Origin of the sequence: Inconstantimicrobium porci (assembly GCF_009696465.1) — a bacterium.
GTDB classification, from domain to species: domain Bacteria; phylum Bacillota; class Clostridia; order Clostridiales; family Clostridiaceae; genus Inconstantimicrobium; species Inconstantimicrobium porci.
Map to the genome: position 1 here is coordinate 1 of NZ_VULX01000042.1, position 14,007 is coordinate 14,007.

Consider the following 14,007-nt stretch of genomic DNA (forward strand, 5'->3'; position numbering starts at 1 on the left):
CTTTATAAATATTAGTTTTTATAAGCATAATTACCTCCAAAAATTTATGAAATAATTATAACTTATAAAAACAATTTCATGCATTCTTAAACGATCGTTTATTTACATATTTATTGTAGCATTTATAGTGTAGATTTAGGTAAAATAATTACTCCAATCGGAATCATAGCAGTGCCAAAGTATAATTTAGTCTTACTTAAATTCAAGTACTTTTTTATTTATAGATAGGTAATTAGAGAGAAGCAGATAGAAATAATAGTTTTCTTTGAAACGGAGAAATGTTGAAAAAATCTAAGATAAGAAAAATGAAACGGGATAAATAGAGAGTTTTAAAGGTGGAATGAATAAGTTATATAAAATAATTTAATAGTTATGTGTAAATAACATTAGTTTGTGTGGTAACATACTTGGAATGCTTTGAGTAATACTAATATATAGAATAAGTTAGTAATTTAAATATTATAATTTTAATATATATTTATAGAATAGTTAAAGACAAGTAGTTTGAAGCTAACCCGTAATGTGGGTTAGCTTTTATGCTTTAAGGTCTATACTCGGTTTTATGGCATACTGGACATGGTGGAAGAGTGTCTGTATTATCATCAAGTTTTACTTGTTCTCCACAATTAGTGCAAGTATATGTTCCTATTCCTGGTTTTTCTCCTGTTGAGCTCATTTATATCACTCCTTTCTTGTTAATTATATCATAAAATGTTAATATATAATTACATAAATTGTATTATTTGTATTTTCTTCTAAAGTAAATAACTTAATAAAATTGAAAGAATGATGAAGTGATTAATAAGTGTAATGCTCATGAGTATAGAGTGTATAATATTATGCTTCTATATATTTTAAAATCAAGAAAGGAACTATAGTAATGAAGTTTTTAAACATATTAAAGTTAAATATAATTCTAGTATTGAAAAAAACCATATTAATTGCAAGTGCATTATTTAGTGCTCTTGCAGTTATATTATCATTTGTAACTTGGGATGATATAGGAATTAAAAAAATCTGTGATAAGTGTCTGATTTTTATAGTAATGCTTATATCAGCTTTAGTAATAGCTATTTTGTATTATACTATTTTTAGAAGGAAAAATGTTATTTGGGAAAAAGGTAAAGGTAAAATTGTAGTCCGTTATGGAGATTTGATGAAAATTGGATTTGGAAAGAAAAATGATGAGAGGATTGTAGTAATTCCAGTAAATACATGTTTTGATACTATAGTTGACACGAATATAGCCCGTCAGGAGAAACCTCTTGTATCACCTTCTAGTATACATGGAAAATGGTTAAAAAAAATGGGTATGTCGGCAGCTGATATAGATAGTAAAATCAAGGATTCTATTAGAGTAAGAGATATTAAAGCAGTTTGTGAAATTCCATTAGGAGAGAAAAAGAGAGGAAATAGATTATGTTATAGAAGAGGTACAGTTGTTCCCGTTGAAGGAGAAAATAATGTTACATTCTTTTTATTAGCATTAGCTGAATTTGATTCTAATAATAACGCTCAATGTACAAAAGATGAATTTATAAGTTGTATTAAATCATTAATTAGTTTTTATAATAGAAACGGACAAGGCATAAAAATGTTTCTACCACTAATGGGAACAAATTTGTCTAGAGTTGATTTATCTCACAAAGATGCATTGAATAAAATTGTAGCATTATTCAAGCTATACAATGATCAGATACATGGTGAAGTTAATATTGTTGTATATGATAAAGATAAAGACAAAGTGTCTATATCAGATAAATAAAGTATATAGGAGGAATACTATGGCTTATAGAAATGGAAATTATTCTGCTTTTTATGTAGCAGAACCTTTTAGTGAGAGCTCGTTAGGTGCAAATGCAACTAAGGATTTTGTTTCTTATAACTTATTAAGAGCATGGCGGGCTAATGATACAACATTCCCTTTTATTGATTCACATCAAAAGAATTACAATGTAAGAGACGGGAGTGATTGGGAAAAAACGCTTAAACCTAGGTTGCATGATAGATTAAATAATTCTAAAAATATTATACTTTTTTTAAGTTCCGTTACTAAAAATAGTCGTGCATTAAGGGAAGAAATTGACTATGGAATTAATACTGATGGATTACCAGTGATTGTAGTATATCCGGAATACTCAGAAAAAAGTGATATATATGAGAATTCTTCAATTAAGCAAGAGATAAAAGACTTATGGGATAAACTACCGATTTTTCGAAATTCAATGGATGATGTTCCTACTATCCATATACCTTTTAAAAAAGAATTAATAAAAAAGGCATTAGAAGATACAGATTTTATGGTTAGTACAAAGGGAGAAGCAAAAGCTTATTTTTATAAATAAACTAAATATGTGAAGAAGGAGAATTAATATTTATGAGATATAGAACTAAAACTTATATAGCTGGAGATTGGACAGGCGATAAAGATGCAGTTGATCAGTTGTATAAATGGAATAACAGCAATTATTGGGGGTTGTCGTTTCATGATGCTCATGAAATAACACAGTCTGCTGATAGTAGTAGAAACTGTAGCATTAAAGCTTCATTGAGAGCTAGACTTGATATATCAAAAACATTTGTATTGATTGTAGGAAATGGTACTAAATCACGTAGAGCTGGAGAATGTAATTATTGTTTTAAGAATAATTATTGTGGCAGTTCTAGTAACAAAAGTTTTATTGAATATGAATGCGATAAAGCAGTACGTGATAACTTGAAAATAGTAGTACTGTATAATTCGGCAAAAGTCAATAAAAATTTGTGTCCTGATGCTGTAAGATATCAGGGGGTTCATGTACCTATGTGCTATCGAGAAGGTGGCAAGCTTTATTGGGATTATCAGACAGTAAAAAATGCAATAAAAAATTGTTAACTAAAATATTGAATTAAGGGCTTCTCAACTAAGAGGAGTCTTTTATTATGTATTCAGTCTGATGTATCAAAAACGATTGTTTATGGAACATTTTTAAGAATAACGAAATTATGCTATTTATAATATATAATAATGTGTCAAAAAACGTATCAAAAACAATTATAATTATGGTACGTTTATGGTACAATTAGTGGTAAGTGTACAAGATATGTAAAGGAGATGAAACAAATGATAGTAGGCTATGCAAGAGTAAGTACAAAAGATCAGAATTTAGATAGACAAATAGATATGCTAGTTGACTATGGTGTAGATATTAGAAACATATACAAAGAAAAAATGACTGGTACTAATATAGAAAGACATGAGCTTAATAGAATGATAGATGAATTAAAGGCAGATGATGTTGTAGTTATTGCAGACTTGACAAGAGTAAGTAGAAGTACAAAAGATTTATTAATGATTGTTGATAAAATAAAAGAAAAAGGTGCCAAGATAAAAAGCATTAAAGATACTTGGTTAGATACAACTAGTGAAAACCCATATAATGATTTTTTATTAACAGTTATGGCAGGAATGAGCCAATTGGAAAGAGATTTGATTAGTGCAAGAACAAAAGAAGGACTTACTTCAGCTAAAGCAAGGGGAAGAGAAGGTGGAAGACCAAATAAAAGAAATGAGAAAGCTGAGATTGTTAAAACACTTTATAATCAAGGGCATAAAATAACTGAGATTGTAAAGGCAACAAATCTAAGTAGATCCACTATATATAGGATTATAAATAATGATACTTAATTAAGTATAGTGATAAAGTAAATAATTAAGATGAAGTTTTGTTAAAAATAGCGTACAATAATACATATCAAAAAAATAAAAAGTAGTATAAGAAGGAGTAGGTAGGTTATGGCAACTATAGGATTTGAAGAACAACTATGGGCATCAGCAGATAAGCTTAGAAATAATATGGATGCATCAGAGTATAAGCATGTAGTATTAGGTCTTATATTCTTAAAATATGTTTCAGATACATTTATGGAAAAATGGGAAGAGTTAATGGAAGATGATCCTGATTTTGCAGAAGATAGAGATGAATATTTAGCAGAGGGTATCTTCTGGGTGCCAGAGAATGCAAGATGGAATTACATAGCTGAAAAATCAAAGTTACCTGAAATAGGTTCAATTATAGATGAAGCTTTAGATAGTATTGAAAAAGAAAATGATACATTAAAAGGAGTACTTCCTAAGAATTATTCAAGACCAGAGCTTGATAAAAGAATACTTGGAGAAATAGTTGATTTATTCTCTAATATCAATGTTGGTGGAAGTATAGCTAAGGAAAAGGATGTACTAGGAAGAGTATATGAATATTTCTTAGGTAAGTTTGCAGCTAATGAAGGTAAAGGTGGAGGAGAATTCTATACTCCAAAATCAATAGTTACTTTAATGGTAGATATGATAGAACCCTATAAAGGATATGTATATGATCCAGCTTGTGGGTCAGGTGGTATGTTTGTTCAAAGTCTTAAGTTTGTTGAGGAGCATAGTGGTAGTGCTTTTGATATATCAGTATATGGTCAAGAGTCTAACCCAACAACTTGGAAGTTAGCTAAGATGAACCTAGCTATTAGAGGAATAGAAAACAACTTAGGAAGCAAAAATGCAGATACCTTCCATGAAGATTTACATGCAGGATTAAAGGCAGATTTTGTACTAGCCAACCCTCCATTTAATCAAAGTGATTGGGGACAACAATTATTAGAAAATGATCCAAGATGGAAGTTTGGAGTACCACCATCAGGAAATGCTAACTATGGATGGATTGAACATATGTTAGATAAGTTAAGCCAAAAGGGAAAGGCAGCAGTAGTACTTGCTAATGGTTCATTAAGTTCAAATACTTCTAATGAAGGTGAAATAAGAAAGAATATATTAGAAGCAGATTTAGTTGACTGCATAGTAGCACTTCCAGATAAGTTATTCTATACAACAGGAATTCCAGTATGTATTTGGTTCTTTAATAGAGATAAGAAGAATAAGGGTGAAACTTTATTTATAGATGCTAGAAAACTTGGAACAATGGTTAATAGAAAGTTAAGAGAATTAACACATGAAGATATAAAAACTGTAGCAGATGTTTATCATGCATTTAATAAAAATGAAGATTATGAAGATAAGCAAGGATTCTGTAAAAGAGTTAGCTTAGATGAAATAAAGGCTAATGATTATATTTTAACTCCAGGAAGATATGTTGGAATTGAAGAAGAGGAAGATGATGGAGAACCATTTGAAGAGAAGATGGATAGATTAACTAAGACTTTATCAGAGCAATTCAAGAAGAGTAAGGAATTAGAGGATGAGATAAGAAAGCAACTTGGAGGAATTGGATATGAGTTGTAATAAATTTGATGAGTATAGATTAGGAGATTTAGTGGGAATTTCATCAAGTAAAAGAATTTATGCTAAGGAATACTTAGATTACGGGATACCTTTTTATAGAAGCAAAGAAATAATTGAAAAGCATAAAGGTAATGAAATAAGTACAGAGTTATATATTAGTGAAGAAAGATATAACGAATTGAGAGAAAGATTTGGTGTGCCTAATGAAGGAGATATATTATTAACATCTGTAGGTACTTTAGGTGTTCCTTATTTAGTTAGAGATGAAGAATTTTATTTTAAGGATGGTAATTTGACATGGTTTAAATGTTTTAATAATAAGTGTAATAATGAGTTCATTTATTATTGGTTACAAAGTCCTTTTGCAAAGGAACAAATATATAATAAATCTATCGGTTCTACTCAAAAAGCACTAACAATAGATACCTTAAGAAAGTTTAAGATAAGTTTACCTAATTTAGATGAACAAAAGAAAATAGTTTCAATACTATCTTCACTAGATAAAAAAATAGAATTAAATAATGAAATGAATAAAACTTTAGAAGAAATGGCTCAAGCTTTATTTAAAAGATGGTTTGTTGATTTTGAGTTTCCTAATGATGAAGGTAAGCCTTATAAGAGTAGTGGCGGAGAAATGGTTGAAAGTGAATTAGGGATGATACCTAAAGGGTGGAGTGTTAAGAAGATTAAAGAAATAGGAGAGGTTGTAGCAGGAGGAACTCCTTCTACAAAAAATGCTGAATATTATGATGGAAACATTCCATGGATAACACCTAAAGATTTATCAGGATATGATAGAAAATTCATATCTAAAGGAGCAAGAAGTATTACGGAGTTGGGCTTGCAAAAGTCAAGTGCAAAGTTAATGAAAAAAGGTACTGTATTATTTAGTTCAAGAGCTCCTATAGGATATATAGCTATTGCAGATAATGATGTGACAACTAATCAAGGATTTAAAAGTATTGTCTGTGATGAAGATATCATAAATAATAATTATGTTTATCACTATCTTCATTATAATAAAGATGGCATAGAAAGTGTTGCAGGTGGTTCAACATTTAAAGAAGTATCAGGGACAACTATGAAAATGCTTGATATACTTGTTCCACAAATAGAATTATTAACTAAATTTAAAGAAGTTTTAGAAGCTTATGATAGTAGATTAAAATCAAATTATAAAGAGAATGATTCGTTAATCGAATTAAGAGATTCCTTATTACCAAAACTTATGAGTGGTGAAATAAGAGTAGAAGACATAGAGGCTAACCTATAATGGGTTAGCTTCTTTCAATATCAGTAGCTTTATATTTACATAAATATAGGATATAATTATAAATAATATTATTACAGGAAAAGGGTATAAGACTATGAAATTTCAAGAAGCAAGTTTAGAAAATTTAGTCATAGAAAATTTAAGAGACATTAATTATGAATATATTCACGGAAGCAATTTAGAAAGAGATCCTAAAGATGTTTTACTATTAGATAAATTACATGAAGCTTTAGTTAAAATCAATAAAGATTTATCAGAAAGCACAATAAAAGAAGCAGTTAGAAAAATAAGAACCTTCGAAACAAATGATGTATTTACTAATAATAGACTATTTCATAAATACTTAACTGAGGGCATTGAGGTTACTGATTTTATAAATGGTGAAACGGTATATAGCACTGTTAAGCTGATTAATTATAACGAACCAGAAAACAATGACTTCCTTGTAGTTAATCAATTAGAAGTTAATGAAGATGATATTAAAAAAATACCTGATGTTGTAGTGTATGTTAATGGGTTGCCTCTTGTATTAATGGAGCTTAAAAGTACATCAAGAGAAGAGGCTACTATTGAACATGCTTATAATCAACTTATGAATTATAAAAATGTACATATACCAACATTATTCTATTACAATGCTTTCCTAGTAATTAGTGATGGAGTTAATACTAAGGCAGGTACCCTTACAGCACCTTTTGACAGATTCATGGCTTGGAAAAAGGTTGAGGAATCTGATGAAATTAATGATAAATATAACTTTGAAACATTACTTTTAGGAATGTTTGATAAGGCAAGATTTTTAGATATAGTTAAGAACTTTATATTGTTCACTAATAAAGGAAAGATAATGGCAGCATATCATCAATATTATGGTATGAATAAAGCTATAGAATCAGTAAAAATAGCTGTTAAAACTGATGGAAGGGCAGGTGTTGTATGGCATACTCAAGGTAGTGGGAAGAGCTTTTCAATGACTTTTTTAGCAGGTAACTTAGTTAAGAAAGAAGAACTTAATAACCCAACTATAGTAGTTATAACAGATAGAAATGATTTAGATGGACAGTTATATGGAACCTTTGCATCAGCTCATGAATTCTTAAGACAAAAACCTATTCAGGCAGAAAGCAGACAAGATGTAAAAGATATATTAGATAATAGAAAAACAGGTGGAGTTATCTTTTCAACTATACAAAAGTTTGAAGAAGAAACAGGACTTTTATCAGAAAGAAAAAACATTATAGTTATGGTAGATGAAGCTCATAGAACTCAATATGGTTTAGATGGAAAGGTAGATTTAGAATCAGGTGAGATTAAATATGGATATGCTAAATATTTAAGAGAAGCTCTGCCTAATGCAACTTATATAGCATTTACAGGTACACCTATAGAAACTGTTGATAAATCTACTTATGGAACATTTGGTGATCTTATTGATGTATATGATATGACTCAGGCAGTACAGGATGGAGCTACTGTAAAAATATATTATGAATCAAGATTAGCTAAGATAAAGTTAAATGATGAAATACTACGTAGAATTGATGATGAATACTGGAGTATGCAGGTTCATGAAGGTGTAGAAGATTATGTAGTAGAAGAAAGCCAAAAGAAGCTAAGCAGAATGGAGCAGATTATATCTAATACTGATAGAATTCACGAACTAGTAACTGATCTTATTGCTCACTATGAAGAAAGAGAAACATTAGTTAAAGGTAAGGCTATGATTGTAGCTTATTCAAGAACTTCTGCCTATAAGATGTATAAAGAAATACTTTCTCAAAGACCAGACTGGGAGAACAAAGTTAAGATGGTCATGACTACAAATAATAAAGATGATGAAGAAATGGCTAAGCTTATAGGTAATAAGAAGTATCAAAAGGAACTTGAAAAAGAGTTTAGAGATGAAAATAGTGAATTTAAAATAGTTATAGTTGTAGATATGTGGCTTACTGGTTTTGATGTGCCAAGCCTTGATACTATGTATATAGACAAACCTATGAAAGCTCATAACTTAATGCAGGCAATAGCAAGAGTTAATAGAGTTTATCCAGGTAAAACTGGTGGTCTTGTAGTAGATTATATAGGTATAAAGAAAGATCTTTTTGAAGCATTAAAAACTTATACTACAAGAGACCAGGATAAGGTTCAAGAAAATGAAGAAGGTAAAAAAATTGCTTTAGATACTATAGAAGTATTAAGAAATGTGTTCCACTATTTTGATTATAGTGACTTCTTTACAGGTACTGATAAGAGAAGATTTGAACTTATTAGAGATGGAGCAGAATATATAGAGCTTACAGATGCTAGACAAAAGCTATTTATGCAGGAGTCTAAAAGACTTAAGGATGTATATAAAATCTGTACAAGTTTATTAACTAAAGAAGTTAAAGGAGAAGTAGCTTACTTTATAGCTGTAAGAAGCTTTATTTTAAAGACTACAAGAAAAGGAGTGCCAGACTTAGCTGAAGTTAATAGAAGAATATCTGAAATGTTAGAACAAGCTATCTTAGAAGATGAAGTTTTATCATTAACAGAAGCTGGCACAAAGGAAACCTTTGAACTTTTAACTGATGAGAACCTAAGCAAGTTAAAAGCATTACCTCAAAAAAATATGGCAGCTAATATATTAATGAGAGTTATGAAAGAAAAGGTTAATGAAATAAAGAAGACTAATTTAGTAGTAAGCAAGACTTTTAGTGAAAGACTAGAAGCTATTATAGAAAAGTATAATAACAGAAATGATGAAGCTGACGTATTTAAGGTACTTGAAGAATTAGTTAAGTTTAAGCATGAATTACTAGAAGCTATTGATAAAGGACATGAAATAGGACTTAGTTATGAAGAAAAAGCTTTCTATGATGTCTTAACAGCAGATCCAGAAGTTATTAATGCTATGGGAGACGATATTTTAATAAAGATAGCAAGGGAATTAACTAAGACAGTTAGAGAAAATATGACTCATGCTTGGTATGAAAAGGCACAAGCACAAGCTAAGATGAGGAGTGTTATAAAAAGATTATTAAAGAAATATGACTATCCACCTAATAAGAGTAAACAAGCTATAGAAGATGTATTAGAACAAGCTAAGTTACAATGTGTTAGAGGATAGAATGGAGAGAGCAGATACTTGATTATGAGTATCTGTGTTTTTTTTATATAGAAATTAGTTTGTATATTCATTTGCACATACAAATGAATATGCAAATGTACATGCAAATGATAAAATATATGTAAACGGTAAATAGCAGGTACCTCGAATAACTTTAGTTTTTTTGAGATAATTAGCGTAAGCTTTAAAAAACTAATAGTTTTTCAAAGTTGCTAAACTAGTTTTTTGGAGGTACTTGTATTATGGATAAAAGTACTCATGAAATGCGTCTAATGAAATGGACAGCTATCATAAAGGAATGCCGAAGTAGCGGTAAAACCGTTACGGCTTGGTGTAGTGAAAATAATATTAGCAGCAAGTCATTTTATTATTGGCAACGCAAAGTAAGAAATACTGTATTTGATACTATGAAAGATACTAAAATTCAGAGCAATACAAAATTTGTACAACTTCCCGCCCCTATTGATTCTTCAATAGATACGCCTTCTTTTAAAGCAGACATGATTCTTCATGTTGGAAATAATATATTAGAGCTTTCTAATAGCACTTCTGAAAATCTCCTTTCTACAGTTTTGAAGGTGATAACGGCCGAGAAATGAATCTGAAGTAAAATCTATTTCATCTCAACAATTTAAATGGTTAATGGAGGGATTGGCTATAGAGCAGAAAAAAGCTATTAAAACCTAGAATTTTTAGATGATCTTCTACCATGGTCAGATAAACTGCCACAAGAATGTAGAAAAACTAACCGATAAAAGCTGCCATCGCTGGCAGCTTTATTTTTTGTACAGGTACGCATTATTTACCGTTTACTTATAAAAGTTTAGAGTTCGATAGTGGTGAGTCTTTTACTAAAATTAAAGCAAAGATTGATATATCAGAAGAGATTAATATTATAAATGATTCCATTGAAATAGGTAATTCTATAAAGTTTCATCTACTTGATGGTAAACTTGAAACAATAATGAGATTAATTGTATATATTGAAGATGTTATCAGAAATGAAGAGGATAAAGTAAAAATACCAGTGTTTGGTGTAGTTAAAGATATTGAATTAATAAAAACATTAGATGATAATATGTTAGAACAGTTTAAAAATGAGCCATATTCAATAAGTTTTTCTGAGACAGATATTGTAGGAACTACAGAAGTATTTAATCATAATGATGCAAACTTTGTGGCTTATTATAAAAGACATAGAAAAACTTTAGATGAATTGAATTATGAAAATTTAAAAGAATTTATTAATGATAATGAGATAAAATTTGATGAAATATTAGATATAAAAATAATTAGTTATGTTGATGGAGTTTCAAGAAAAACTGATACAATAAAGCAGTTAATAGACTATACAAATGAAAGTGAAAAATGTATTTTATCAAAGGGAGAATGGTATAAATATAATGATGATTATTTAAATTACTTACAAGAATCAATAAGTGAGATTGAAGTTGTTAATTATGATAAATATGATTTGAGTATAAGAAAATTTAAAGAATATCAAGAGCGGAAATATGAAGAAGACAAATATAAGGAGAAATATAAAGGGAAGTCAGAAAAAGAGATAAGAAAGTCTATATCTAATATCTATTATAAAGAAAAGTATTATAATTCAATGTTGGAAGAGGAGTTTGGCTTTGAAAATTTGGATAGAGAATTTGAGTTTGTAGGTAAATCTAAAATTGAAGTTATGGATTTATATAAAGATGATACTATGTTTGCTGTTAAGATAGGGAAAACATCAGGTAAGTTATGTTATGTAGTAGATCAATCTCTTGAAGCATTAAAGGTCTATAAACATAATATTTTAGATAATAAACCAGAAATAAAGAATGTAGCAATTTGGATAGTATTACAAAAAGCAAAAAAACTTAAAGAGATAAACGGAAAGCCAGATATAAATGAATTAGATATGCTAATATTAAAAAATAAATTAGATGGATGGAAGAAGGAAGTGAGAGTACTTGGATTCAAACCTATTATTTATATTAATTATGAAGTTGAATAATAGGATTGAACCTAAGGGAGTAATAAGTAATTTAAATATTTTGCTAGAAGGTTTTTACTTTATATTAAAAATAAATCATTTTATACTTTTTAATTTTTCCTCAAATTTATGCCTATGGTATTGTATATATTTCATTGCTTCATCAGGAACATTAATATATGAACTTCGAGAAACATTAAGTAATTTAAGGTCACTTTCTTTAAGTATTGGAGATATAATTATTTTTTTGTTTTCATCAAAGGTTATTAGGTGTTGATCATAAAGTAAATCATGATTAGGGCAAAGTAGTAGACCATTCATAGGATCGACCTTTTCAGCAGGAGTACTATCTTTCCATCCCTTTGAGTGGCTGGCTCTTAGGAGCGGAGTAATATTAAGTCCGCATAAGACACACTTTTTATATAGATTAATTAATGAATAGCGAAAATATGCTTGATTAACACGGGTGTTAACTTCTCTCTTTATATTATTACCAACTTTAGTTTTATCATCGGTATAATAAGAGTAATTAGGAGACTCTACGCCAGTAATTAAATCTAATATATTACTTTCTTCTAAATATGTAAGAGACTTTCTTGATTGAATTTTGCGCGAAAATGAAATACTAGTATCAGACAAAGAAATTTCATTTTCAAAATACATTATATTATTTAATATGATACATCCAATTTCTTTAGTGTTTTCAGGAAAGTTAGAAAGAAGTTCATTAATATTTGAGAACCCATTATTTGTTTTGAAAGTATGCCAAGCTTCTTTTGGTGACATTATTGCATATTTTTCAAATGTAGCCATACCTATTATAGCTATTTTGGGATACTCTTTTGTCTTTTTTCTTAAAAAATATATTCTATCATTCTCATGAATGTTAGAGATTGCTTTGATATCTTTTCTCGGAAAGTTGATTTTATTTGTAGCATTATTATGTTTTAAAAAGTAGAACCAATTAGGATCTGTACGTAGCATATGAGCATTTGAATTATTCATATAAAAACACCTCTAGGTTAGTTTTCCTAAAGGTGTAATTATTTATTCAACTAAATATTTTAATAAGGACTTGTCTAAATAATTTTTATTAAGTTCATATCCTACAAATGATCTATTAAGTTTAAGACAACTTAAGGCAGTTGTACCGCTTCCTAGAAAAGGATCAAGAACAGTATCATAAGTAATCGAAAATAATTTTATTATTCTTTCTGCTAATTCAAATGGAAAAGTTGCGGGATGGTTTTTATGATTTGATATTTCATTAAAACTCCATAAAGAACTGTATTCATCTGATAAAGTCTTTTTATTAAATTTATCTAAGCGTTCTTTACATGGGGGAAGTTTTCTTAATGGACCTGGTTTTCTAAAAACTAAAATGTGTTCAATATCCAAATCATTGTATGCAAATGGAGGATAAGCAAAGTCTTTGTCAACAGAACCATATATAATCTTCTTTCTACTAGATTTTACACTCGTTTTCTTCCAAATTATATGTTCATGTAAATCAATTCCGTAAGAATTAAGTTTGCTTATTATATGAGATTGTATTGAATAAAGTTTGGGTCTTTCCTTTGGACTATTAGATAGTTTCTTTCTTATATCTCCTACTATGATTACAAGAAAGCAATCAAATCCTAAAACTCTAGATGATGATAGGAGAAACTTGTCCAAATATGAGAGATAAGTTTCAAATGTCATTCCTAATCCTAATTGATTTGGATTCTTGTAATCAACTAAATCCCAATAAGGAGGACTTGTTATTATTAAATTAATACTATTAGTTCCAATTTCATTCATTCCATCTAAACTACTTTTTAAGAAAATCTTAATCATTTTAACTCCTAAATAATATTTATCTAATAGTAAAGTATTCAATTCTTATAGTATATATAACACAATTATTTTAAAAATATTTGATTATTTTTATGATTTAGTAGTCTTGCTTTTTTGAATATTAAAAAAATATAATATTCAGAGTTTTAAAATAATATTATATAAATCTAATATTTTATTTTGTGGTACTATGTAATTATCACAATAAAGGGTGGTGGAATATATGGAACATATTTCTATAGTAAAAATGCAATGTAAACGGTAAATAGCAGGTACCTCGAATAACTTTAGTTTTTTTGAGATAATTAGCGTAAGCTTTAAAAAACTAATAGTTTTTCAAAGTTGCTAAACTAGTTTTTTGGAGGTACTTGTATTATGGATAAAAGTACTCATGAAATGCGTCTAATGAAATGGACAGCTATCATAAAGGAATGCCGAAGTAGCGGTAAAACCGTTACGGCTTGGTGTAGTGAAAATAATATTAGCAGCAAGTCATTTTATTATTGGCAACGCAAAGTAAGAAATACTGT

13 protein-coding genes are annotated in these 14,007 nt (G+C 28.8%); 10 read left to right on the forward strand and 3 right to left on the reverse strand.

Translation table 11 applies throughout. From position 1 onward, the window contains the following. Nucleotides 1–541: 541 nt before the first annotated feature. Nucleotides 542–676 carry a zinc ribbon-containing protein gene (locus tag FYJ33_RS15290; protein WP_154532732.1) on the reverse strand — a complete coding sequence of 45 codons (135 nt, stop codon included), beginning with the start codon at nt 674–676 and terminating at the stop codon, nt 542–544. A gap of 204 nt (nt 677–880) precedes the next feature. On the opposite strand from FYJ33_RS15290, the gene FYJ33_RS15295 reads away from it, so the two are divergent. From FYJ33_RS15295 to FYJ33_RS15335, 9 genes are all read left to right on the forward strand, one after another. Then, complete coding sequence (locus FYJ33_RS15295; RefSeq protein ID WP_154532734.1) at nt 881–1,765, forward strand: macro domain-containing protein; 885 nt, start codon at nt 881–883, stop codon at nt 1,763–1,765. Between the two features lie 19 nt (nt 1,766–1,784). Continuing rightward, the gene (locus FYJ33_RS15300; protein ID WP_154532736.1) at nt 1,785–2,345 is read left to right on the forward strand and encodes a TIR domain-containing protein; all 561 of its coding nucleotides are present in this window, start codon (nt 1,785–1,787) and stop codon (nt 2,343–2,345) included. A 32-nt stretch (nt 2,346–2,377) separates the two neighbouring features. After that, entirely contained in the window at nt 2,378–2,875 is a 498-nt protein-coding gene (locus FYJ33_RS15305; RefSeq protein WP_154532738.1) for a TIR domain-containing protein, read from the forward strand. 228 nt (nt 2,876–3,103) lie between these two features. Next, nucleotides 3,104–3,667 (forward strand): recombinase family protein, encoded by a 564-nt coding sequence (locus tag FYJ33_RS15310; RefSeq protein ID WP_154532740.1) that lies wholly within the window; start codon nt 3,104–3,106, stop codon nt 3,665–3,667. Nucleotides 3,668–3,775: 108 nt separating this feature from the next. Further along, the gene (locus tag FYJ33_RS15315) at nt 3,776–5,269 is read left to right on the forward strand and encodes a class I SAM-dependent DNA methyltransferase (RefSeq protein ID WP_154532742.1); all 1,494 of its coding nucleotides are present in this window, start codon (nt 3,776–3,778) and stop codon (nt 5,267–5,269) included. Next, complete coding sequence (locus FYJ33_RS15320) at nt 5,259–6,542, forward strand: restriction endonuclease subunit S (RefSeq protein WP_154532744.1); 1,284 nt, start codon at nt 5,259–5,261, stop codon at nt 6,540–6,542. The genes FYJ33_RS15315 and FYJ33_RS15320 overlap by 11 nt, the downstream gene beginning before the upstream one ends. A gap of 94 nt (nt 6,543–6,636) precedes the next feature. Then, the gene (locus FYJ33_RS15325; protein WP_154532746.1) at nt 6,637–9,651 is read left to right on the forward strand and encodes a type I restriction endonuclease subunit R; all 3,015 of its coding nucleotides are present in this window, start codon (nt 6,637–6,639) and stop codon (nt 9,649–9,651) included. 242 nt (nt 9,652–9,893) lie between these two features. Continuing rightward, complete coding sequence (gene tnpA, locus FYJ33_RS15330; RefSeq protein WP_154532748.1) at nt 9,894–10,250, forward strand: IS66 family insertion sequence element accessory protein TnpA; 357 nt, start codon at nt 9,894–9,896, stop codon at nt 10,248–10,250. A gap of 179 nt (nt 10,251–10,429) precedes the next feature. After that, nucleotides 10,430–11,659 (forward strand): DUF6119 family protein, encoded by a 1,230-nt coding sequence (locus tag FYJ33_RS15335; RefSeq protein WP_328598719.1) that lies wholly within the window; start codon nt 10,430–10,432, stop codon nt 11,657–11,659. 75 nt (nt 11,660–11,734) lie between these two features. On the opposite strand, the gene FYJ33_RS15340 is transcribed toward FYJ33_RS15335, so the two are convergent. Both FYJ33_RS15340 and FYJ33_RS15345 read right to left on the reverse strand, forming a co-directional pair. Next, entirely contained in the window at nt 11,735–12,643 is a 909-nt protein-coding gene (locus FYJ33_RS15340; protein ID WP_154532752.1) for an HNH endonuclease, read from the reverse strand. Between the two features lie 42 nt (nt 12,644–12,685). Next, the gene (locus FYJ33_RS15345; RefSeq protein WP_154532754.1) at nt 12,686–13,477 is read right to left on the reverse strand and encodes a DNA-methyltransferase; all 792 of its coding nucleotides are present in this window, start codon (nt 13,475–13,477) and stop codon (nt 12,686–12,688) included. A gap of 375 nt (nt 13,478–13,852) precedes the next feature. Here FYJ33_RS15345 and tnpA (FYJ33_RS16535) point away from each other — a divergent pair. Next, nucleotides 13,853–14,007: IS66 family insertion sequence element accessory protein TnpA (tnpA, locus tag FYJ33_RS16535; RefSeq protein ID WP_407928917.1), on the forward strand; the 155-nt coding region annotated here is incomplete at its 3' end.